This window comes from Fulvivirga sp. AWR4_260, assembly GCF_056158185.1.
In genome coordinates, this window is sequence record NZ_JBSWSU010000001.1 from 861,529 (window position 1) to 883,403 (window position 21,875).

The window sequence follows — 21,875 nt, forward strand, 5'->3', positions numbered from 1 at the left end:
CATTATAATTTCTCAATAAGCGAAATGTACAATTCCGTTAACTTCACTTCGGCTTTACTGGCTATAGCTATTATTTCTTCTAAACTAACGGGTTGAAGGTTATCGGGATCGCACTCATCAGTTAACACAGAAATAGCACAACATGGCAAATCCATATGTTTGGCTACAATAACTTCTGGCACAGTTGACATCCCTACCACATCAGCTCCTATTTTTCTTAAATATCTATACTCTGCCTTAGTTTCAAGGTTAGGTCCTGTAACAGCCACATAAACTCCCCGATGTAATGTAATGCCCTTATCATAAGCCAAGTCAGAAAGAGTATGCCTTAAAGTAACATCATAAGGCTCTGTCATATCCGGAAAACGAGGCCCTAGCTCATCAATATTCGGCCCCACTAATGGGTTTTCTGGCTGTAAATTAATATGATCTTCAATTAGCATTAGATCGCCTTTTTTCCAAGCTAAGTTCATATTGCCTCCAGCATTAGAAATCAATAGATGCTTGATCCCTAACATTTTCATCACCCTTACAGGAAATGTTACTTGCTGCATGGTATAACCTTCGTAATAGTGAAAGCGGCCACTCATAGCCATTACCTTTTTACCATGAACAGTACCGTATATTAATTTACCACTGTGAAACTCCACTGTAGCAATAGGGAAGTGAGGAATATCGGCATAAGCCAATTCTTTTTCTATTTCTATTTCAGATACAAAACCTTTACCAAGTCCTGTACCCAAAATAACTCCTACTTGAGGAGCTTCAAAACCTTCATTTTTTAAAAAATTAGCGGTTTCTTGTATTTGCTCTATCGTCATTTTAAATAAGTCTTAAACATCAGTGCCCTTAAAATTAGATAAAATATAGCACTACGCCACAGTACCTTGGCAGCTCGAACCAGCCCCAGCAGTACAGCCATAGCAATGCTGACTCACCACAATATTTCTCTTTGAAATGCTCTCCAACGAAAACTCACTAATGTGCTGGCCTGCAGTTTTTGCTATTTTCAGCCCTAGCATTTGGTTAAAATCACAATCATACATATAGCCATCATAATCAATAGAAATTGTATTTCTACACATAATACCATCCACTGCTGCAGGGTTAAAAGCTCCAATTAATTTATCCATGTATTCATCGTAATTTTCACTTCTTATGAGAAACTCTAAAAAACGACTGATAGGAAGGTTGGTAATAGTGAATAAGCTATTGAATGAAATACCAAAATTAGCATCAAGCTCCTTTTTAAAGTCTCTTTCTAAAGCTGCTTGATCAGAAGGCAAAAAGGCACCGCCAGGGTTATAAACCAGATCGAGAATAAGCCCACTATTTTGCACTCCGTAACCAACTTCATTTAGCAGCTTCAATGCTTCTATAGATTTATCAAATACCCCAGAGCCCCTTTGCCGATCAGTTTTACCGGCTTGGTAAAACGGCAAAGAAGAAACTACTCGAACATTATTCTCTTTAAAGAATGAGGGCAAGTCATGATATTTAGGGTTAGCCAAAATAATAGTTAGGTTAGACCTTACTATTATTTCTTTTACTCCAACTTTATTCGCTTCCTGCACAAACCACCTGAAATCAGGGTTCATTTCAGGAGCACCTCCGGTTAGATCCAAAGTATGGATGTTATTATTTTTCAACACATGCAAGCACTGCCGCATGGTATCTTTGGTCATAATCTCTTTTCTATCGGGCCCCGCATCTACATGGCAATGCTTACATACCTGATTACACATGTACCCGAGATTAACCTGAAAAATTTCTATCTGATGAGGTTTTAATGGAAATTGTTCCAGATGGGATAATTGATCTTTAAAGCTAGGCCACTCACCGGTTTCAAACCTACCAGATGATAAGACTTGCAACTGATATTTTGTATCAGATAGATTATGACGAGTAGCCTTTAGTGATTTTAACATAGATTGAAACTTCTTTACATTGAAAGCTTCTTAGCCTTGTTCATCATTTGTACACTATGCACTAATGAAGCTCCTCCTCTAATGGCAGTAGTTACATGCACCGCTTCCATCATTTGTTCTTCAGTTACTCCTTTCTCCATAGAGTCAGAAGTGTAAGCATCAATACAATAAGGACATTGTATGGCATGTGCTACCGCCAAGGCAATCAGTGATTTTTCTCTAGCTGTTAATGCGCCTTCTTTAAAAACGTCTCCGTAGTAATCAAAAAATTTTTTAGCGAGCTCGGGGCCAAATTCAGCCACATCTCCAAACTTTTTCAAATCTGCCGGATCATAATATGTCTTTTCCATAATGCTTTTAATTAGTAAGTATAGTTACGTTAAAAATTGTTCGAAAGGGTGTTAATATCTTTACAAATCAAAGCAATGTCATACAACTGACAATAGATCAGTCTTGTTTATTGGGCAATACCGGAATAGCTATTTGATAAGTTTTGTTCCTTCTTACATCAAGGTGGTCATCTCTCAACCACGGGTTATGCCTCTTTAGCAATTTATAATTGATGCCCTGTTCTTTAGAAAAATCCACCAAATCTTTAATATCATCTTCAACCTTTACATACCTTAATTCTTCTTGTCCATAAAGGTGTTTCTTCTCTACATTGAAGCCGTACTTTTTAGGGTTCTCAATTATTTCTTTAATAGCTAAAATTCTAAATACGTACCTCGAAGTTTCATCATTGAGCAATAAATCATAATAATTATCAACTTTTTGATTATTTAAAGCTCGCTGCAGGCCCGCCATACCTCTGTTGTAAGAGGCTGCTACGTTGGTCCAGTTTCCAAATTTGTTGTATGATTGCTTCAAGTATTTGCATGCAGCCAATGTTGACTTCAAAGGATCATACCTTTCATCTACCTCCTTATTTATTTCAAGGCCATTTTCCTCGCCAGAGGATTCCAATATTTGCCAAAAGCCCACTGCATCGCGTGGTGAAACTGCATTTACAAAACCTCCTTCTACGGCTGGTATATATTTGAAGTCATCAGGAATGCCATTTTCTTTTAAGATTTTTTCTATTTGAGGCAGCCACCTATTGGCTCTTTTTATTAAAAAGATGGTACTACTATGCCAGTAAGTATTTATTAAAAGCTCTCTGTCCAACCTCTCTTTTACGTCAGGGATTTCCAATGGTACTCTTTCTCCTGCAAAAGTTAACGATTGTGGTATATCTAACGATACCGCATTTAAGTATTCTTTGTACTCTCCTCCGGGTGCGTGTCCTTGCTCATATGCTGGTGGAACCGTAGCAGTAGCTGCTGAAGGTGCATTTACCTGTGAGCGCCCGTTATCAAACTTTATATAAACACAGATGATGATAAGTGCCAAAACAGAAATTACATGAGGGAAATACTTCATAGGGGGAGTTAAAAAATTATTAGTTATTTATTACTAATGAGCTATATATAAAAATAGTTCAGCATAAATATGCTGAACAAAGATAGGGTCGCCCAAGTCACAAAAACTATGGGCGAATGTACAAAACGAGTTGTAGCTTAAAAATTTGGTGAGAGTAAATACTTGTTGTAGAAATCATCGATTACGGCTACAGCCTCTTCTTCTGTTTCTACTATTTTGAATAAGTTGAGATCATCTTTACTTACATTATTGGCCGCATTTAGCATAGTATTTTCTATCCAATCAAGTAAGCCGCCCCAGTATTCTTTACCTACCAATACAATCGGAAATTTGCCAATTTTTTTAGTTTGTATAAGTGTTAAGGCTTCAAATAATTCATCGAGCGTACCAAAACCTCCAGGCATCACGATAAAACCTTGAGAGTATTTTGTAAACATTACTTTTCTCACGAAGAAGTAATCAAAGGTTATTAATTTATCAGGATCGATATAATCGTTACCTTTTTGCTCAAAAGGAAGTATAATATTAAGCCCTACAGATTTACCACCTTCTGCTTTGGCTCCTTTATTAGCTGCCTCCATAATACCTGGTCCGCCACCTGAAATTACACCATAACCGTGCCTTACCAACTTAGAAGCTATGGCTTCGGCCATTTTATAATATTTATGGTCATTTCTAGTACGTGCTGAACCAAAGATAGTAACACACGGGCCTATTTTGGCTAATTTCTCAAAGCCTTCAACAAACTCTGACATCACTTTAAAGATGACCCAAGAGTCATAACTCTTTATTTCATTCCAATCTTTTTCTTCAAAAGCTCTAATAATTCTTTTTTCGTCTTCTGACAGGGTGTCTACCCCCTCAATATTATCTAACTTTCTCTTTTTTCCCTTCATATTAAAAAATTTAATCAACTAATAAACTTAAAGAATCTTAATTATTTTGCAAACGTTTCAGTTTTTTACTTTTTCAGTAAATCTTGAAATGCAGGGGTCAATTCTCTAAATTGATAGATAAAATCTGTTTGTTCTATTTTTTTTGAGGAGCATCTGTTTCCTCCTATTAACATATTGGCCATCTCACCTAAAACTAACTTTAAGGCAAATGCAGGCACATTGGGTAAAAATGCTGGTCTATTAACTGCAGTAGAAATTTGCTTAGTAAACTCCTTATTAGTCACAGGGTTAGGGGCTACTCCATTAAATGGTCCGGAAAGATTATTTTTTATGATATGAATAAACATTCTACATAAATCATTAATATGTATCCAACTCATATACTGTTTACCGTTACCTAGAGGAGCATTTACTCCTAATTTGGCAGGTATTAATAGCTTCTTCATTGCTCCTCCTTCCTTAGCCAGCACTAATCCTACTCGAATTTGCGCACAATTAACTCCAAGTCCCTCAATTAAGCTAATCTCATTTTCCCAAGCTTTGGTAACATCGGCTAAAAAATCGTTGCCAGGCTGATCCTCTTCTTTCATCCAAACATTACCCGTGTCAAAACCATAATAACCGATAGCGGATGCACTAACCACTTGCTTAACATTATGAGCCTGACTCCTTAGCGCTTCTCTTAAGAGCGCTGTTGATTGCGTTCTACTTTCTAAAATTATGCCTTTTCTCTCCTTGGTCCATCGCTCATCTGCCACACCAGCACCGGCCAAATGAATAATATAATCAGCACTAACCAAAGCCTCAGGGTCTATCTCCTGCCTTTTTATGTCCCATTTAAAGGCCTTAATACCTTTAACTCCTTTTGGATTTCTCGATAAATATTGAACGTCATAGCCCTCTTCACTCAACAATTGTGTCAAATGTTTACCAATCAACCCCGTGCCACCTGTGATTAAAACCGTGCCTTTCATTTCTTTTATAATTAGTGCAAAATAGAAACGATTCAAATAAATAAAAGGTTATTCTATTTATTTGATTAACCTAAACAAAGTATACTAAAAACTATTGACCAAAAAAAAGCCATGACTGAAACACAGCCATGGCCAATGCAAATAATTCAAAGTAGTTTAACTGTTATTGTGTGCCTCAGTGGCTCTTCGCAACTCATCTTCTCTTCTTCTCATATCTTCTTGCGTGGCCTGCATCTCTTCCATGTTTTGTCTTAGCTCTTCTTCCTGAGCCCTTAATATTTCAGCCTGCTCTCTGGACTGCTCTAATAACAAACTTGTTTTTTCGTTAATTTTGGTAGAGTAAATGGCAGAAGCTAATACCTCTCCGGCCTTCTCTAAAAACTCAATTTCATGCGTTTCAAAATCTTCAAACCTTGCTAACTCAAGTACAGCCTCTACCTGCTCATTATACTTCATTGGTACAATGATTACACACTCAGGTGTAGCGTCTCCTAAACCAGAAGTAATATTAATATACCCTTGTGGCAGCTCTGTCAACATTACTGTTCCCCCCTCTAGGTAAGCTTGTCCCACCAATCCACTTCCAATATCTATTCTTCTCTCTACATATTTTTTCTTATCAAAAGCATAGCAAGCCATTAATTTCAAATGAAGGTCTTCACTATCCTCATCTTGCAGCACAAACAGAGATCCTTGCTGAGCATCTAAATAGTTAGCTAAAAACTTAACCACTTCGTTCGTCAATTGCTCATTATTGCTTTGGTTATTTCTCGCCACATCAGAGAATTGAGCTAACCCATCCGTACTCCACAACCTTTGGTCGCTCTCGGCTTTTACCTCCTTCATCTGATCTCTCATCTTCACCAAGTCACCCACAAGGTTGCCCTGATTTAGATCCGCATTTTTCTCTGTAAGCCCACTCCAGGTAATAGCGTAATTGCCTTTGGTAATTTCCTTTATAAAAGCAGAGGCTTTCTTTAAGTTTTCAACTGAATTAGCAATAATACTCTCTTGATTCTTTTCATCCTCATCATCTCCAGAGTTATAGACATACCGCTTATTATGTTTTGAAAATTCTTCCAGCAAGTTAGACCTCATCTTAGAGTCTTTTCTTAAACGATAAATCACTGAGGCTATAGTAGGAATACTAAAAAGTATTAAAACTATCTGAATGGTAATATTTCTATTTAAGGCCCTCTGATAATTATTTCGAGCCTGCTCTATTAGCATATTTTGATGATCTGAGGCCGCAAAGAATATAGGAGACCATGCTTCCCATAAGTCAAAGCCACGGTCTTCAGCCAAAAGCCCCTTAAAACTTTCTAAGTCTCCCTGATCTGCATATTCCTTAAGCTGCTTGGTTACTCCTATGTACTCATCAAGATTCACTTTAAATCTATTGAATGCTTCGGCAAGTGTATCTAGCTTCTGAACTTGAAATGCACTATCTATATTATGTATAGTCCATTTGATCTCATTCATACCATCCTTGTATGGATTTAATACTTGCTCATTTTGAGTAATAGCATAGCCCCTAAGTCCAAGATCCATTCTTCTTAGGTCGCTGTCAAAAATGTTACCAAGGTTTTCTTTGGTCCACTCAGTTTGCTTTTGCAAAAAGGTGTTTTCTACCATTACTTTTCTGTTGTAAATTGTAAACGCAGCACCAACTAATATTAAAGCCATTAGGGTGGACAAAGCAACAGTGATGTAGTTTCGCTTGATAAAATCAATAATACCTACTTTCACATTATTAATTTTTTGATGAAAATAATCTTAATTATACAACAATAAGCCTACAAAGTCAGCTATTCAAACAAAAAATTCTTGCCTCGCAAGACTTTAAAAAAATAGAATTATATAACTTCTTCTCTGTCAGAGAATAACAAAAAAGTATAAACTAAAGATATCCAATCAGTCATAATCCATTGTAAACATTGTTCGTATAGATAACAAAGATGTTTTTATTGTAACCACAATAAAGCAAATAAAAAAGCCTTTTCGAAATGAAAAGGCTTTTAATATTTTATTATTAATTTCTTCCTTAGAAAGTATAAGAGAATCTTAATTTAAAGCTTCTACCTACTAAAGCAATCCTCTTCTTTACTAAAAATAATTTTATAAAATGGTCATACTACAGCGTGTTTAAGTGCCCGTAATTTTTCTCTTTTCAATATATTTACATAGCAAAATATAAGAAAATGAGACACTTACTATTAGGCATAATAATTTGTATATATGCCACTTCTTGCCAAGAAAGCAATACTACTGAAAAACCTCCTTGCGAAAGTTTTGACGATGCAGATAAAGAGCTGTTAGAACTAATTGAGCAAATCAAAAGAAAATCTTCTGACCAAGACTTTTTACGTAGGTTTGAAATGGCTCAAGTATATTGGGTGCAATACAGAGACAGGCATCTAAGAGCACTCTACCCACATGACTGGGACATCTACTATCGTAAGGAATTTAACCCCGAAACATTTAATACCTGTAAATGTAAAGAGCTAAAGAGAATGACAGATTTAAGAATTAAAGAACTGTCATCATGGTTAAAAAATGATATTGTGAATCAAGAAGAGTGCCCTAGCACAAGAAGTGAATTAAGCAAGTAAGAGCGGAAGCTCCTACTTGCTTTTTTATTTTTAAAATGAATATCCAACGCCTACTCCAAAGGTAGTACCAGGTGATTTTTTGGTAAAGTACTGATCAGCGGCATGATAACCGTGATAAAACTCTTCCCTATCATCATTTAATATATTTTCAACACTTAAGTTAAGTGATAGCTTATCTTCCTTACCAAACTTTTTGTTTACATTAAAATTAAGGCTATTAAAAGGCTCTGAATAAACATCAGGAAACAAACCACCACCTACAGCAACTAAAGTTTCTCCTTGCACATTATAGTAAAGGCCTGCCTCAAATGCTTTTTCGATATTTTCATAGGCTATACCTGCATTAACCACATATGGAGCCTGACCTGCCATGTCTCGCTGATCATCTATATTTTCACCTGTTTTTTCGTAAGCCTTTCTTGCGTTATATTCCATCTCAGTCATATCTAATAAAGACTTGGTATAGGTTATATTACCATTAAATTTAAACTTTGATAAAGCCGGAGATATAAAGTCTAATGATTTTCTAAACTCTAACTCCAATCCATACACTTTAGCACTACCCACGTTTCTTGGCTGAAATTCACTACTTGTATATACCGTAGATATTCTTACCAACTCAATAGGAGCATCAAAACTTTTATAAAATCCACTTAATGAAATTAGTTGCCCTTTAGGAAGGAACATCTCCCACCTTAAATCAAAGTTATCTATTAAAGTAGAATGTAAATTACCATCCCAGTTTGAATACTTAAAAAAACCTCCATTAAATATTCTATTCGAAATTGGGTCAATTATTTGAGCATAAGACAACTCTTTGAAAGATGGTCTTGCGATAGTACGGGCATAACTGAACCTTAAATTTTGCTCTTCTGTTAAAGAGTAAATTAAGTTAGCCGAAGGAAATAACTTAAGTTCGTCTAACACCTTTGTATTATCCAAATTATTACCATTTACCCCAGACTGCGCATACTCTAAATCTCTACCGGTATGTCGTTGTACATAATTCTCAGCTCTCAAACCCCAAACGGTTTTAAGTTTAGGAAAAAGGGAGAATTCCGCAGACACATACCCTGCAATATTATTCACATTTGAATTATATTCATTAGGGTTAGGTTTTTGGTTTCCTGACTGATAATAAACATTACCTGCGTTAGGATATATATTTTCATCGTATAGCAATTCATTCGGATCCCCAGACAACTCTGGCTGAGAACCAAAGAATGCCAACTGATAATTTAATATTTCATAATCACGCTCTTTATATACATAGTTTAATCCGGCCTTAAATTTAGCATCAGCACCAAACAATGTTAAATTTCTTGTAACATCAATTCTATTAGATACATTTACTTCATCCAAATATCTCCAAGTACGAGAAGGCATACCTCCTTGTCCTGCTGCAATTCCTGGCTGACCTTGGCTATAAGAGAAAGGTGAAACTCTAATATCCGGATCTTTCAATGAAGAGAATGTAGGCGATATTTTCCAGCCAATTACCCAATCATCATTATTTATATGATGCTCACCATTTAAAAGCAAGTTAGTCATACCTCTTTGGTAATAAGCAAGATTATCAGAATAAGCGGTATACCCCGACTTTCCATATGCTTTATCATCAGGATCATCCAAAATATTTAAACGTGCAGCAGTGCTTTCTCCATTTTGCAAATGCATCACTGTAAGTCTGTACTTTGAATTTTGAGTTTTATAGGCTAATCCTCCTAAACCTCCTAATAATACGTTTTCAGAGCCCTGGCTACCTTGTCTGATAGTAGCAGTGATTAGCTCAGTATCTTCAGCTCCTTGAGGCTTTTGATACTCGCCATAAATAATGTTATCGTAGAACTCAGTTTTCCTCTTATAAGTAGCAGAAAAAATATACCCTAAGCTATTTCCATTTTTAAGCTCTTTTTGGTTTCCAAAGGTTAAACCAAGGCTATAGTTCATTGGACTTGTTTTATTCTCTGCTCCCAAATCAGGGCTCATTTGCTTAGTGAAATTATAAACATCTTGATCTGAATCTATACCTGGTGCAGGAACATAATTCTTTGCTCCATTAGGCAAATCTCTAGCGCCATCATCAAAGCCTAGCCAATCAGTATTGCCCCCTTCATAGGTAACATAATCTTTATTAAAATGCATAGATGGGTTATACTCCATACCAAATGAAACGTCCAAAATCTTTTCTTCAGGAAAATCCTTTGTTTCTATATCTACAACACCACCGGTAAAATCTGCAGGCATTTCAGCTAAACCAGATTTAAGCACAACCATGTTATCTATTAGGTTGGTTGGGAAAATATCTATTTGCAAACTATTTCTATCCGGATCTAAACCGGGTATATCCATAGAATTCAACATAGTTTTTGTATACCTGTCTCCCAAACCTCTTACATATACATATTTACCTCCTTCAACAGAAACTCCCGTAACACGCTTCACTGCCCCAGCAGCATCGGAATCTCCTATTTTTCTAAAGTTAGCAGCAGAAATACCATCCATAAGGTTGGCAGATTTTTTCTTTACAGTAAGCAGTGCCGCTTCATTAGTTTTTAATACTTCCGCAGTTATAACAACCTCTTGTAGCTCTGATACAGCTTCTCTCATACGAATCTGGTCTAAAACATTCGCTTCTCCCTCCTTAACCTCAATACCGGTGATAGTTACAGTTTCATAAGACACAAAAGATGCTTGTACATCATATGCACCTGGAGCAACTTGAATTTGAAATTTTCCATCAAAATCACTCACTCCCCCTATGGTAGTTCCCTTTATTACTACTGAAACACCTATCATCGGCTCTCCTGTAGCATCTTCGAATACGGTTCCTCTAATTGTACCTTTTTGCGCGAAAGTTGTAAATGCCAAGCCCACGAAAGCTAACAGCACTGCTATTCTTTTCATAATGACGTACCTTAAATTTTTTGCAAAATTAATATTTAGGGAAATAGAGATTTGAATAGATTTAATTACTAAAATATTAACATTTAACAGCCACAACCTCACTTATTAATATTGAATTAACATTAAGATATTTAATGATTAACATCCTATAACAAAAGAAGGAGACGCTAATGCTAGTGTCTCCTTCTTTTAAATATGAGGATCATTTTATTTCTTATAATCCGATGTTACTTAATGCTCCGCTTTGTGATGCAAATGTCCACTCAAAACCAGTTTCAGATTGAACACCTACTGAATTTTGGTTAGCCTCAACACTTTTTAAGATTTCAGAAGGAACCTGATAGAAAATATCAGATGCTTCTCTTGATCCTTCAAGCAAAGTATACTCCCAGTTAGAAGAAGTACCGCTTTCGTCACCTCCAAAAGACTCAATAGGAGAGAACTCTTGATTACCTTCAGTTTCAGGATCTTCATCTTCGATGTATCCATATGTAGTTGATATACCGTAGAAATATATGTTTGTCAATTGAGCGTTAGTAGAAGGATCCCAATCTACAAGACGATCAATCTTGTCTCCTGCATAAACAGTTCCTTTATCAAATTTATGAGGTACACCTCTTTTTCTTTCACCTTCAGGACCGTCTAATTCAAAAGCACTTCCATCAGGAGCAACTATAATAAAATTAGAACATGTACCTACCCAGTCTTGGTCAGTATCCAACCCATCATCTCCAGCATTCCAAACTACTACATTTGAAACACTTACATTACCACCAAACCACTCGATACCATCATCTTGGTTACCAACGATTTCAATGTTACTGATAGAAGTACCAGAACCAACACCAGCTAAAGTGATACCGTTAATTTCATTTCCTGAACCTATATTAGCTCCACCATGACGAATAGAAACATAGCTTAATACACCTGAGTTATCTTCAGCCTCAGTTCCTCCGTAAAGACTACCCTCAGAAGATGAAGGAATACCTTCTACGTTAGTTTCTGATAAGTTATCTACATTATCGTCTGTAGTACTAGCAGCAGTAATAGGAGCATCTCCTAATATCAATAAACCACCCCATAAACCACTTACATCAGGCTGTAAGTTAGGACTCTCAAAGTCACCAGCAGCTACATCTTCTTTAGTAAGCTGATCTGAAATAGAGGTAAAGATGATAGGCTTAGAAGCAGTTCCTTCAGCCATAATTTTTGCTCCTCTTGCTATAAGAAGTGCCTTAGCATTTGATCCTGTTCCTTGTTGTCCTTTTATTACTGTACCAGGCTCGATTGTTAATGTATTTCCTTCTGTTACAACGATACGACCAGCCAACACATAAGTTGATGATGCTGTCCATGTTGTATTTGAAGTTATATTTTGTGTTACAACCACTTCTTCAGGGTTCTCTGGTTCGGGATTACTCGGAGTAGAAGAATCATCATCATCACTACATGATGATAAATAAAACATCATTCCGAAAGCAGCCGCAAGCGATAAGATTTTTTTCATTGCTCTAATAATTAAATAGTAAAAATTACTGTCTTGGTTCAATTTGTGCCTCAAAGGTGAATAATAAATGTTAAGTCAAAGAGGCAAGCGTATTAATCATTTGTTAAACAATGACAACCCTTTTTTAAGTAATTGTTAACAAAAAAGCCACTACATTTCTGCAGTGGCTAATAATACTTTCTGTACGTGAAAGAAGTCTATTTATCGCACATTAATTAATTGTTAATCGGCACTTTATTCAATATCGATTCAATTATTTTATATGTACTTATATTATCAGCTTCAGCTTCATAATTCAATATTATCCTGTGGTTTAGCACATCACCAGCAACTTCTTTTATATCCTCAGGTAGCACATAGTCTCTACCATCAAAATAAGCAATAGCCTTTGCAGCCCTATTCAAATTAATAGTTGCTCTAGGAGAGACTCCAAACTGAATATATTCAGCTTCATCTTTCAGACCGTAAGCCTTGGGATCTCTGGTGGCATACACCAGTTCTACAATATATTTCTCTAAAGATTCTGATATAGTGGTTTTATTAATCTCATCTCTGATTTCAAAAATATCTTCTTTAGAAAGCACAGTATTTACGGTATAATCAAACTGCATATTAGAGATTCTTCTCATCACCTCCAGTTCTTGGTCTTTGGTAGGATAATCTACATGCACCTTCATCATAAATCTATCTACTTGCGCCTCTGGCAAAGGGTAAGTACCTTCCTGATCTACTGGGTTTTGAGTTGCCAAAACTAAGAAAGGCCTGTCAAGCTCAAAGGTAGTTTCTCCAATAGTAACTTGCTTCTCTTGCATGGCCTCTAGCAAAGCTGACTGCACTTTTGCTGGAGAACGATTTATCTCATCGGCCAAAATAATATTTGCAAATATTGGTCCTTGTTTTACCTCAAAGTTTGAAAGCTTTTGATTGTATATCATAGTACCAATCAAATCTGCTGGTAATAAATCCGGGGTAAACTGAATTCTTTGAAAGTCTAAATGCAAAACTTTGGCTAGTGTACTTACGGTTAAGGTTTTGGCTATTCCAGGTACACCTTCTAGTAGTATATGACTTTGGGTAAATAAGCCTATTAATAATCGATTAAGCATGGCCTCCTGACCAACAACCACTTTTCCTACTTCTGAAAATACTGCTTTTATTTTGTCCTGATGCTCTCTCTTCTTTTCTACTGTAGATACTGAATCTTCCATTCCTAAGATTGGTTAAGTTTAATAGTAAAACTGTAAAACTATTACAATAATATATATTTAAAGCGATTTTTTTTATAAAGGGTTACGCCACCTACAAATAAGATTAATTTTTTAACCTTTATTAAGATATTAACTAACTTTTATAACAAACACTCTCCATTTTCATTTTAGATGAAGTTGAATCGTACGTTAAATAATAATATCAAATGAGGCATTTTGTTATAGGAGATATTCATGGAGCCTACAAAGCATTAATTCAATGCCTTGAAAGAGCAAAATTTGATTACACAAAAGATGAGCTCATTTGCCTTGGCGATGTGTGCGATGGATGGCCTCAAACTAATGAAGCCATTAGCGAATTATTAAAAATTAATCACCTCTCTTTTATTCTTGGAAACCATGACTACTGGGCATTAAAATGGGCCAAAACCGGAATCACAAATGAAGAGTGGCTAAAACAAGGAGGCGCAAATACTGTGGCCAGCTATAACGGCTCATTAATGAGCCCAACACACAGACAGTTATTATATAATGCAATACCATACTTAATTCAAAACAATAGACTTTTTGTCCATGGGGGCATACAATTAGATAAGCCTATAGAGCAGCAATCTATTGATACATTTTTGTGGGATAGAAGCTTATTTAAACTAGCATACAACAATTCGATAAATGGCAATGAAGAAAGCCTATCTCAATTTGATGAAATTTATATAGGTCATACCCCTATACATAACTACAATTACAACCAACCTATACAAGCCTGCGAAGTATGGCTTATGGACACAGGTGCCGGCTGGGATGGCGTACTTTCTTTAATGGACATTAATAGCAAAGAAATTTTCACTAGCGACAAAGTAGACACCTTATACCCACCTGGTAGCGGTAGAATTAAGTACTAAACTCAATCACATGAGCATCATTGGTGGCTAGATAGTTTAATATATAATTATCAATTTCAGCTGTAGTCTGATATTTTTTCACCACCGGCTTTACTTCATCAATAGAGGTTAATTGTTCATCTACAGAAAAGTACCCAAATCCTTGATATGTCCCTTTTTCCACCAAAATAATAGAGCACTCTTCACGGTGTCTTCCTGTCCCCAATATCCCAAAAGATCTTCCTGTATTAGTAAACTTTTGAAGCGCCTCATTAACCCGTCCATTATAGCTCCCTGCCATTTCTTGCCCATCACAAGCTCCTAAACATTGCCCCTGAGGAAAATCATAACAAGCCGAAGCACTTTTCTGAATACCTGATAATTTAGGACATAGCTTAAATTCTTTGACCAAGTCCAGTAAAAACTGCCAAGCCTCTGCGTGCGTATGAAACCCTAAAACAGGAGTTATACCTTTTACTTTTTTACCAATATTAAACCGCACATAACCATCCATATCTTCATATCGGTACAAAGCCCAAGCTTCAGTTTTCACTTTCTGAGAACGGTTATATTTTGGCCATAACCTTTTTATTTCTTGAGACTCTAGTAAAAGTGCTATAAGTTCATTTCCTGACAGCTCATAACTTATGTTATGAATTTCATTTCTAATAGCTTGGTTTCTTTTATTCTTACTAGTACCAGAAAAATGACCCGTAATCCTTTTTTTGATATTAATGGCCTTACCAACATAAATTACATTGCCATGATTGTCATGAAAATAATACACCCCAGCCTCCTCTGGCAAAGCCTCATATACATCTTTCGATAAATTGGGTGGGAGAGTCTTCTCTTTTGAATTTCTTTTTAGCGCAGAAGATACAAAATCAGGATTAGACTTTAGTAGCATTTCGAACAGTACTGCGGTGGCTTCAGCATCTCCCATTGCTCTATGCCTATTCTCAATCTGGATGTCTAACTGCTCACACAAATTCCCCAGGCTATAGGACTTATGACCTTTAAATATAGCCCTGCTCAAACGAACCGTGCATAGCCTCTTAGGGTTGAAAGAATAACCTGCTACCTCCAATTCTTTTTTAATAAAAGAATAATCAAAGGAAACATTATGCGCTACAAATATTGAATCTTTTAAATAATCATTGATTTCATCGGCTAGCTCAGAAAATGTGGGTGCATTTTCCACCATTTGCTGAGAGATACCAGTAAGCCCAGTAATATACGGAGGAATATCAGCCTCTGGGTTCACCAAAGACTCAAACCTGTCCACCACTTTTTCTCCATCAAATATTAAAATGGCTATTTCAGTAATTCTTCCACTACCAGAATACCCACCAGTAGTTTCAATATCGACAATTGCGTAATTCATGATCTAGTAAAAATCCAAAAAATTATACTTGATGTGGCAGATGTTCCTCCTAATTCCACCAAACATCTACACTAAAAAACTGTTATAAAATAAAAAACCAGCTTAACTTAATGATATGCCTGACATATCCATTCATAAACAAATTGGGCATGATATTTTAAATAATAAAAGCATGACTACAACTGACACACATAATGATACCGTTAAATCAATGCCCAGAAATGATGAACAAATAAGCCATAAAGAAAATTCAACTTTAGGCGCTGTATTAGAGTCCCGAGCATTTTCATTAGCTATGAGCGTGGCTGAAAAAGTGGCCTATAGTAAAAGTAAAATATTCAGGCTACTTCAGCATGCTTTTGAAAAATTAAAAGAGCAAAGTACGAGGCACTCAGTACGTCACGAGTTTAAGCATAAAACACAGGTACTCATCAGGATGATTAAGGCATATTACAATGGTAAGTATAAAAAAATACCTACCGGAGTTATATTACGAATAGTAGGAGGGTTAGTGTATTTTGTATGGGTATTAGATTTTATACCCGATTTTATACCCGTACTGGGTTTAGCTGATGATATAGCAGTTATCGTTTGGATATACAACGGTGTAAAAGAGCACATAGATGATTTCGAAAGATGGGAATCAATAAGCGCTATTAATATTGAAGATTAACTAAAACTAATAAAATAATGAATGACAACGCAAAATTTCTTGCAGGCCTGGCAGCAGGATTAGGCATAGGCACTGTATTTGGTATATTACTAGCTCCAGAAAAAGGAAGTGAAACTTATAAAAAAGTAGAAGGAGCCATTAAAGATGCGGCCAATGACTTAATAGAATTTGGATCTGAAAAAGCAAAAGCATTAAAAAAAGAAGCTGAAAACACACAGCCTTAAGTTAAAAACACACAATTATGTCATTATTAGGTCGTATAGCGAGAAAACCGGTAGATATTGTAGAACACAAAATCGAAAAACTAAAAGATCAAGTAAAGGAAGAAGCCTCAGAGGCCATTTCTAAACTTGCTTTAGTAGTAGTGATGCTGGTAATGCTATGTTTTGCTGTACTTTTTGGCAGCATAGGTCTCGCTATATACCTTAATAAAAATTTAGATTCAGAAATTTCAGGTTTTTTAATAGTTGCAGCAATTTATGTAGGAATCTTCTTAATCCTCTTTTTTACGCGAAACAAGGACATTATCTTCGAAAAGGCGAAAGAATTTAGCCGCTATTTATTCCCTGGAAATAAGTTTTAGAAAAAAAAATTAAAAAAAAATTGACCAAGCCATTGCATTTTAAAAGCGCCCCATTATATTTGCACTCCATTCAGCGATAAAGCGATGGAAAAACAAGCGAGAATAGCTCAGCTGGTAGAGCACGACCTTGCCAAGGTCGGGGTCGCGGGTTCGAATCCCGTTTCTCGCTCAACTCTGAAAAGCAGAGAAATTGCCTGCAAAAGTAGCAGGCTTTATTTTTAAAGGCTTTCGACTACCTAGTAGTCCAAGCCCGGGTGGTGGAATTGGTAGACACGCAGGACTTAAAATCCTGTGACCATTGTGGTCGTGCGGGTTCAAGTCCCGCCCCGGGTACTTTAAATCCCTAGCAGTATTTACTTCTAGGGATTTTTTGTTTTAAGGCTTTTTTAATTATTCTCCTGCTTAGCCTGAAAACCAGCCTCTATATCCTTTACTTCTTCGGGAGAAATATACAATTCATCAATTCGGGCTTTATACTCTTCCGTTAAATCTCCCTTGTGTAATATATAATTTTTAGTCTTGATGAGGTGATCCGCAAACCCATGACCTATTGCATAAGTATCAGCCCTTCTCTCGGCTGATTTAAGGTAGTTTCTTGAAGTGAAGTACCTAACGCCAAACCCGACCATATTAATTGAACTTCTTTCTTTATAATCTATTATATGGCCTAATTCGTGAGCTAGCCAACCCACAATGATATCATGAGGAAGCTCCTCTATAGACATAACAGAATGATTTAAAAAAAGCATTCTCTGCATCTTCACCTTGTACCGCCTCTTGCCCTTACTCCTCATCAGGCTACGTACACGCGGCTGAGCCTGCATAACAGCATGGTTAATATTATCTTTAAAAATAAAATCAATAGCCACATCATTTAACTCAGGGTAATAGGATAAGGCTTCCTTCACTTCGTACTCCAGCTCCTTAGGGTATCGCTTATTAGCATAAGTCTCATCACCTGAAGGCAAGCCTTGCGAATGAGCAATGAATGAAATAGAGAACAGAACTATTAATAAAACGGCAGTTAAAAAATATTTACTCAAATCAAATACAGTTTTTTAATTTATTAAATCAAGACCTATTTAGTAACCTATTAATATTAAAATTAGTTTGTTTTGCCAAATATTATAACAAAAAAAGACCAGCAAGGGATTCATACTGGTCTTTTTTTGTTATAACATCTATTAATTTAAGCCGATTTCTTCAAATCATCTTCCTTTTCATACTTCAACCTCAACTCCTTAGCGTGCTCCATATTTTTAGAATGTAATATATGCTTAGGCACTCCTTTTAACTCCCAAATTAAACCCGCCCAACTCAACATTTTCAAGCCATAATAAGTAAAATCAATTTCCCACCAGAAGAATCCATTTCTGGCAGACACTTGGTAATAATGATGGTTATTGTGCCAACCTTCTCCCATAGTAAGTAAAGCCAACCACAAGCTATTTTTAGATTCGTCACCAGATTCATAACGCTGCTTACCAAACTTATGCATGATAGAGTTAATACTAAAAGTACCATGATAAAGAATTACCGTACTTAAGAAAAACCCAATAAACAAAGTAGATAGACCATAGTGAGTAAACATTAATAAAGGACTACCGCCATTTACCCAAGCTCCTAGTGCTGTTACTGCCAGCGCCAAGGTAACAGGAGGCACCAAGTGATATTTATTTAACCACACCAACTCTGGGTATTTGGCATAATCACCTATTACCTTAAAGTCTGTTTCTTTGTAATCCGGACCAATAATCCACCCCACATGCGAGTACCAGAAACCATAAAGTTTCATAGAGTGAGGATCTGCAGGTGTATCACTATGCCTATGATGATGCCTATGGTGAGCCGCCCACCAAAGCGCCCCTTTCTGCGCAGATGTTTGAGCCATGAAGGCTATTACAAACTGAAACCATCTTGATGTTTTGTATGACTTATGTGAAAAATACCTGTGATACCCTCCGGTGATCCAGAACATTCTCCCGAAATACAATATGATACATACAATCCAATCGAACAAAGTGGCCCCTGTCCAGATAGCTGCTAAAGGAAGCAAATGCACCACCGCAAAAGCAATTTCCTGCTTAACAACGGGCTTATTTCTTTTTTCTAAAACTACTTCTGACATGTTGTCTTTTGATTATTGACCAAAAATACACAATTCTATTTTATGTATTTTGTTCAATACATTAACTATTTATACTAAATCTGAATAACTACTTTTATTCAACACTCTTTTAAATTATTCGTTCCTTACCAATCACTTTTTTTCCAACTTAGTTTTTATCTCATTAAGTTTTAAAAGTGCCTCTACAGGGGAAATGGTATTTATATCTAAAGATCCTAACATTTCTTCTACCTCTTTAAATCTTGGGTCGGCTTCAAACAAATTCATTTGATAATTAGCTTTCGGCACCTCCTCAAGTCTTGCTTTTGTATCTGCCTTATTCTTATCCTTCTCCAAGAAATGCATGATCTCATTTGCCCTAATCACCACCTGATTAGGCATGCCAGCCAGCTGAGCCACATGTATACCAAAGCTATGCTCGCTACCGCCTTCTTTTAGCTTACGCATAAAAATAATTTTATCCGCAACCTCTTTAACTGATACATTAAAGTTTTTAATTCTAGGAAAATCTTCAGTTAATTGATTCAACTCATGATAGTGAGTAGCAAACAATGTTTTAACCCTACAATCTGTATGATTGTGCAAAAACTCAACAATAGCCCAAGCTATAGAAACACCATCGTAAGTACTGGTTCCGCGCCCAATTTCATCCATTAACACCAAGCTTCTGTCGCTTAAATTATTAAGAATACTTGCGGTCTCAGTCATCTCCACCATAAAAGTTGACTCACCTTTAGACAAGTTATCAGAAGCTCCTACACGTGTAAATACCTTATCTATAATACCAATAGAAGCCTCTTTTGCGGGCACAAAAGATCCCATTTGCGCCATCAAAGTTATCAATGCCACTTGCCTTAATAAAGCAGACTTACCCGCCATGTTGGGCCCAGTGATTATAATTACTTGTTGTTGGTCATTATCAAGATAAACATCATTTGGAATGTAGCTTTCGCCAATAGGCAACTGTTTCTCAATAACAGGGTGACGCCCTTCTTTAATATCAAGTACTGTAGTATCATTAACATCAGGCATAACGTATTTATTGGCCTTAGCCACTGCGGCAAACGAACTCAAACAATCTACCACAGATAGTACTCGTGCATTTTGCTGAATCTGAGTTACGTATTCAGCTGCCTTTAAAACCAATTCATTAAAAATGCGCTGCTCTATAACAAAAAGCTTATCTTCAGCATGCAGAATCTTCTCTTCATAAACTTTTAATTCTTCGGTAATATATCGCTCTGCATTAACCAGAGTTTGCTTACGAATCCACTCTTGTGGCACTTTATCTTTATGAGCATTACTAACTTCCAAGTAATAACCAAAGACTTTATTATATGCGATCTTTAATGAAGAGATGCCAGTTCGCTCACTTTCTCTTTGCTGTATTTGAATTAAATAATCCTTTCCAGAATAGGCTATCTTCCTTAATTCATCTAGCTCCTCATCTATTCCATCTTTTATTAACCCTCCCAAATTAGAAGTTATAGGAACCTCTTCTTTTAGCTCTGTGGAAATTTTCTCTAATAAAAATTCGCATGGGTTAATTTGATCTGCTAAGGTTTTTAACTCATCAAAATCACTATCCTTAAGAATTTGTTTTATAGGTAAGGAATTCTGCATAGCCTTACGCAGCTGATTCATCTCACGAGGGTTTATTCTACCTACCGCCACTTTAGAGATTAACCTTTCTAAATCACCAATCTGTTTTAAGCTAGACTGAACCTCTTCAAGTAATTCAGGGTTTTGATAAAATCCATTTACTGTTTTCAACCTGTGTTGGATAGCCGAAAGCTCCTTTAAGGGCAGTACCATCCACTTTTTCAGCATCCGAGACCCCATTGGAGTAACTGTACAATCCAAAACATCTATAAGAGGCACGCCACCATCGTGCTGCGGGTAGATCAACTCCAAGTTGCGAATAGTAAACTTATCGAGCCACACATATTTATCCTCATCTATACGCGATATAGCTGAAATATGATTAACCTCTTTGTGCTCTGTTTCTTCCAAATAGTGTAAAATTGCTCCCGCAGCAATAATTGCACTATCCATTCCCTCAATACCAAAACCTTTAAGCGATGATGTATGGAAGTGATTTATTAATTTCTCATAACCAAAGTCATAGGCATATATCCATTCATCTAGACTAAATGTGATATACTCGTCTCGTAAAAATTCATGCGCTTGTTGCTTAGCACCCTTACAATAAATAACCTCCGAAGGGGAAAAGCCTTGAAACAATTTAGAGACATAACTTATCGAGCCTTGGGCCGACATAAATTCTCCGGTAGACAAATCAAGAAAAGCGACACCAGCAGTATCTTTATTAAAATGAACTGAAGCCAAAAAGTTATTCGCTTTTTTCTCCAGCACGTTATCATTAAATGAAAGCCCTGGGGTCACCAACTCGGTCACACCACGCTTTACAATACCCTTCACAGACTTGGGGTCTTCAAGCTGATCGCAAATGGCCACTCTATTACCTGCACGAACCAACTTCGGCAAGTATGTATCTAAAGAATGATGAGGAAAACCAGCCAACTCGATATGAGAGGCCGACCCGTTTGCTCGCTTCGTAAGTACAATATCTAACACTTTACTAGCTCTGACCGCATCTTCACCAAACGTTTCATAAAAATCCCCTACTCTAAATAGCAATAAAGCGCCAGGATACTTGGCCTTAATTGCATTATACTGTTTCATTAACGGGGTTTCTTTCGCTTCTTTACTTTTTGCCATCTTAAGGTTGGATTTCAGGCACAAAGATTAATT

At 36.4% G+C, this 21,875-nt stretch carries 19 protein-coding genes and 2 tRNA genes; 7 read left to right on the top strand and 14 right to left on the bottom strand.

Annotated elements, in window-relative coordinates; genetic code table 11:
• Positions 1-2 precede the first annotated feature (2 nt).
• The 7 genes from ACXACQ_RS03690 to ACXACQ_RS03720 all read right to left on the bottom strand — a co-directional run bounded on the left by ACXACQ_RS03690 (position 3) and on the right by ACXACQ_RS03720 (position 6,966).
• A complete protein-coding gene (locus ACXACQ_RS03690) occupies positions 3-821 on the bottom strand; it encodes a purine-nucleoside phosphorylase (protein WP_474974576.1) in 819 nt (272 codons plus the stop codon).
• 51 nt (positions 822-872) lie between these two features.
• The gene (gene arsS, locus ACXACQ_RS03695) at positions 873-1,928 is read right to left on the bottom strand and encodes an arsenosugar biosynthesis radical SAM (seleno)protein ArsS (protein ID WP_474974577.1); all 1,056 of its coding nucleotides are present in this window, start codon (positions 1,926-1,928) and stop codon (positions 873-875) included.
• 14 nt (positions 1,929-1,942) lie between these two features.
• The gene (locus tag ACXACQ_RS03700; RefSeq protein WP_474974578.1) at positions 1,943-2,278 is read right to left on the bottom strand and encodes an arsenosugar biosynthesis-associated peroxidase-like protein; all 336 of its coding nucleotides are present in this window, start codon (positions 2,276-2,278) and stop codon (positions 1,943-1,945) included.
• Between the two features lie 97 nt (positions 2,279-2,375).
• Positions 2,376-3,347 carry a lytic transglycosylase domain-containing protein gene (locus ACXACQ_RS03705; RefSeq protein ID WP_474974579.1) on the bottom strand — a complete coding sequence of 324 codons (972 nt, stop codon included), beginning with the start codon at positions 3,345-3,347 and terminating at the stop codon, positions 2,376-2,378.
• 137 nt (positions 3,348-3,484) lie between these two features.
• Positions 3,485-4,243, bottom strand: a complete 759-nt coding sequence (locus ACXACQ_RS03710; protein WP_474974580.1) for an LOG family protein — start codon at positions 4,241-4,243, stop codon at positions 3,485-3,487.
• A 65-nt stretch (positions 4,244-4,308) separates the two neighbouring features.
• Positions 4,309-5,217, bottom strand: a complete 909-nt coding sequence (locus tag ACXACQ_RS03715; protein WP_474974581.1) for a TIGR01777 family oxidoreductase — start codon at positions 5,215-5,217, stop codon at positions 4,309-4,311.
• Between the two features lie 156 nt (positions 5,218-5,373).
• Positions 5,374-6,966, bottom strand: a complete 1,593-nt coding sequence (locus tag ACXACQ_RS03720; protein WP_474974582.1) for a GAF domain-containing protein — start codon at positions 6,964-6,966, stop codon at positions 5,374-5,376.
• Between the two features lie 452 nt (positions 6,967-7,418).
• On the opposite strand from ACXACQ_RS03720, the gene ACXACQ_RS03725 reads away from it, so the two are divergent.
• The gene (locus ACXACQ_RS03725; protein WP_474974583.1) at positions 7,419-7,829 is read left to right on the top strand and encodes a lysozyme inhibitor LprI family protein; all 411 of its coding nucleotides are present in this window, start codon (positions 7,419-7,421) and stop codon (positions 7,827-7,829) included.
• A 30-nt stretch (positions 7,830-7,859) separates the two neighbouring features.
• Here the strand turns inward: ACXACQ_RS03725 and ACXACQ_RS03730 are convergent, their stop codons facing one another.
• The 3 genes from ACXACQ_RS03730 to ACXACQ_RS03740 form a co-directional block, all read right to left on the bottom strand.
• Positions 7,860-10,736: a TonB-dependent receptor gene (locus ACXACQ_RS03730; protein WP_474974584.1), complete on the bottom strand. Its 2,877-nt coding sequence runs from the start codon at positions 10,734-10,736 to the stop codon at positions 7,860-7,862.
• 214 nt (positions 10,737-10,950) lie between these two features.
• Positions 10,951-12,243 carry a hypothetical protein gene (locus tag ACXACQ_RS03735; RefSeq protein ID WP_474974585.1) on the bottom strand — a complete coding sequence of 431 codons (1,293 nt, stop codon included), beginning with the start codon at positions 12,241-12,243 and terminating at the stop codon, positions 10,951-10,953.
• Between the two features lie 215 nt (positions 12,244-12,458).
• The gene (locus ACXACQ_RS03740) at positions 12,459-13,451 is read right to left on the bottom strand and encodes an AAA family ATPase (RefSeq protein WP_474974586.1); all 993 of its coding nucleotides are present in this window, start codon (positions 13,449-13,451) and stop codon (positions 12,459-12,461) included.
• A 206-nt stretch (positions 13,452-13,657) separates the two neighbouring features.
• Between ACXACQ_RS03740 and ACXACQ_RS03745 the strand changes: the two genes are divergently transcribed.
• Entirely contained in the window at positions 13,658-14,353 is a 696-nt protein-coding gene (locus ACXACQ_RS03745; RefSeq protein WP_474974587.1) for a metallophosphoesterase, read from the top strand.
• On the opposite strand, the gene ACXACQ_RS03750 is transcribed toward ACXACQ_RS03745, so the two are convergent.
• Positions 14,343-15,716 (bottom strand): exonuclease domain-containing protein, encoded by a 1,374-nt coding sequence (locus ACXACQ_RS03750; RefSeq protein ID WP_474974588.1) that lies wholly within the window; start codon positions 15,714-15,716, stop codon positions 14,343-14,345. The genes ACXACQ_RS03745 and ACXACQ_RS03750 overlap by 11 nt on opposite strands.
• A gap of 172 nt (positions 15,717-15,888) precedes the next feature.
• On the opposite strand from ACXACQ_RS03750, the gene ACXACQ_RS03755 reads away from it, so the two are divergent.
• The 5 genes from ACXACQ_RS03755 to ACXACQ_RS03775 all read left to right on the top strand — a co-directional run bounded on the left by ACXACQ_RS03755 (position 15,889) and on the right by ACXACQ_RS03775 (position 17,305).
• Positions 15,889-16,389 (top strand): YkvA family protein, encoded by a 501-nt coding sequence (locus ACXACQ_RS03755; protein WP_474974589.1) that lies wholly within the window; start codon positions 15,889-15,891, stop codon positions 16,387-16,389.
• Between the two features lie 17 nt (positions 16,390-16,406).
• Positions 16,407-16,613 carry a YtxH domain-containing protein gene (locus ACXACQ_RS03760; RefSeq protein ID WP_474974590.1) on the top strand — a complete coding sequence of 69 codons (207 nt, stop codon included), beginning with the start codon at positions 16,407-16,409 and terminating at the stop codon, positions 16,611-16,613.
• 17 nt (positions 16,614-16,630) lie between these two features.
• Entirely contained in the window at positions 16,631-16,972 is a 342-nt protein-coding gene (locus tag ACXACQ_RS03765; protein ID WP_474974591.1) for a phage holin family protein, read from the top strand.
• 96 nt (positions 16,973-17,068) lie between these two features.
• A tRNA-Gly gene (locus ACXACQ_RS03770) sits at positions 17,069-17,141 on the top strand.
• A gap of 79 nt (positions 17,142-17,220) precedes the next feature.
• A tRNA-Leu gene (locus ACXACQ_RS03775) sits at positions 17,221-17,305 on the top strand.
• Positions 17,306-17,358: 53 nt separating this feature from the next.
• On the opposite strand, the gene ACXACQ_RS03780 is transcribed toward ACXACQ_RS03775, so the two are convergent.
• From ACXACQ_RS03780 to mutS, 3 genes are all read right to left on the bottom strand, one after another.
• On the bottom strand, positions 17,359-18,015 hold the full coding sequence (locus tag ACXACQ_RS03780) for a hypothetical protein (protein WP_474974592.1): 657 nt from the start codon (positions 18,013-18,015) through the stop codon (positions 17,359-17,361).
• 146 nt (positions 18,016-18,161) lie between these two features.
• Positions 18,162-19,100, bottom strand: coding sequence for an acyl-CoA desaturase (locus tag ACXACQ_RS03785; protein WP_474974593.1), 939 nt, complete (start codon positions 19,098-19,100; stop codon positions 18,162-18,164).
• A 132-nt stretch (positions 19,101-19,232) separates the two neighbouring features.
• Complete coding sequence (gene mutS, locus ACXACQ_RS03790) at positions 19,233-21,842, bottom strand: DNA mismatch repair protein MutS (RefSeq protein ID WP_474974594.1); 2,610 nt, start codon at positions 21,840-21,842, stop codon at positions 19,233-19,235.
• Positions 21,843-21,875: the final 33 nt, after the last annotated feature.

Excerpts from the sequence above, each read along its gene's own strand:
- ACXACQ_RS03690 (WP_474974576.1), bottom strand. The coding sequence starts at position 821 with ATGACGATAGAGCAAATACAAGAAACCGCTAATTTTTTAAAAAATGAA.
- arsS (WP_474974577.1), bottom strand. The coding sequence starts at position 1,928 with ATGTTAAAATCACTAAAGGCTACTCGTCATAATCTATCTGATACAAAA.
- ACXACQ_RS03700 (WP_474974578.1), bottom strand. The coding sequence starts at position 2,278 with ATGGAAAAGACATATTATGATCCGGCAGATTTGAAAAAGTTTGGAGAT.
- ACXACQ_RS03705 (WP_474974579.1), bottom strand. The coding sequence starts at position 3,347 with ATGAAGTATTTCCCTCATGTAATTTCTGTTTTGGCACTTATCATCATC.
- ACXACQ_RS03710 (WP_474974580.1), bottom strand. The coding sequence starts at position 4,243 with ATGAAGGGAAAAAAGAGAAAGTTAGATAATATTGAGGGGGTAGACACC.
- ACXACQ_RS03715 (WP_474974581.1), bottom strand. The coding sequence starts at position 5,217 with ATGAAAGGCACGGTTTTAATCACAGGTGGCACGGGGTTGATTGGTAAA.
- ACXACQ_RS03725 (WP_474974583.1), top strand. The coding sequence starts at position 7,419 with ATGAGACACTTACTATTAGGCATAATAATTTGTATATATGCCACTTCT.
- ACXACQ_RS03730 (WP_474974584.1), bottom strand. The coding sequence starts at position 10,736 with ATGAAAAGAATAGCAGTGCTGTTAGCTTTCGTGGGCTTGGCATTTACA.
- ACXACQ_RS03735 (WP_474974585.1), bottom strand. The coding sequence starts at position 12,243 with ATGAAAAAAATCTTATCGCTTGCGGCTGCTTTCGGAATGATGTTTTAT.
- ACXACQ_RS03740 (WP_474974586.1), bottom strand. The coding sequence starts at position 13,451 with ATGGAAGATTCAGTATCTACAGTAGAAAAGAAGAGAGAGCATCAGGAC.
- ACXACQ_RS03745 (WP_474974587.1), top strand. The coding sequence starts at position 13,658 with ATGAGGCATTTTGTTATAGGAGATATTCATGGAGCCTACAAAGCATTA.
- ACXACQ_RS03750 (WP_474974588.1), bottom strand. The coding sequence starts at position 15,716 with ATGAATTACGCAATTGTCGATATTGAAACTACTGGTGGGTATTCTGGT.
- ACXACQ_RS03755 (WP_474974589.1), top strand. The coding sequence starts at position 15,889 with ATGACTACAACTGACACACATAATGATACCGTTAAATCAATGCCCAGA.
- ACXACQ_RS03760 (WP_474974590.1), top strand. The coding sequence starts at position 16,407 with ATGAATGACAACGCAAAATTTCTTGCAGGCCTGGCAGCAGGATTAGGC.
- ACXACQ_RS03765 (WP_474974591.1), top strand. The coding sequence starts at position 16,631 with ATGTCATTATTAGGTCGTATAGCGAGAAAACCGGTAGATATTGTAGAA.
- ACXACQ_RS03785 (WP_474974593.1), bottom strand. The coding sequence starts at position 19,100 with ATGTCAGAAGTAGTTTTAGAAAAAAGAAATAAGCCCGTTGTTAAGCAG.
- mutS (WP_474974594.1), bottom strand. The coding sequence starts at position 21,842 with ATGGCAAAAAGTAAAGAAGCGAAAGAAACCCCGTTAATGAAACAGTAT.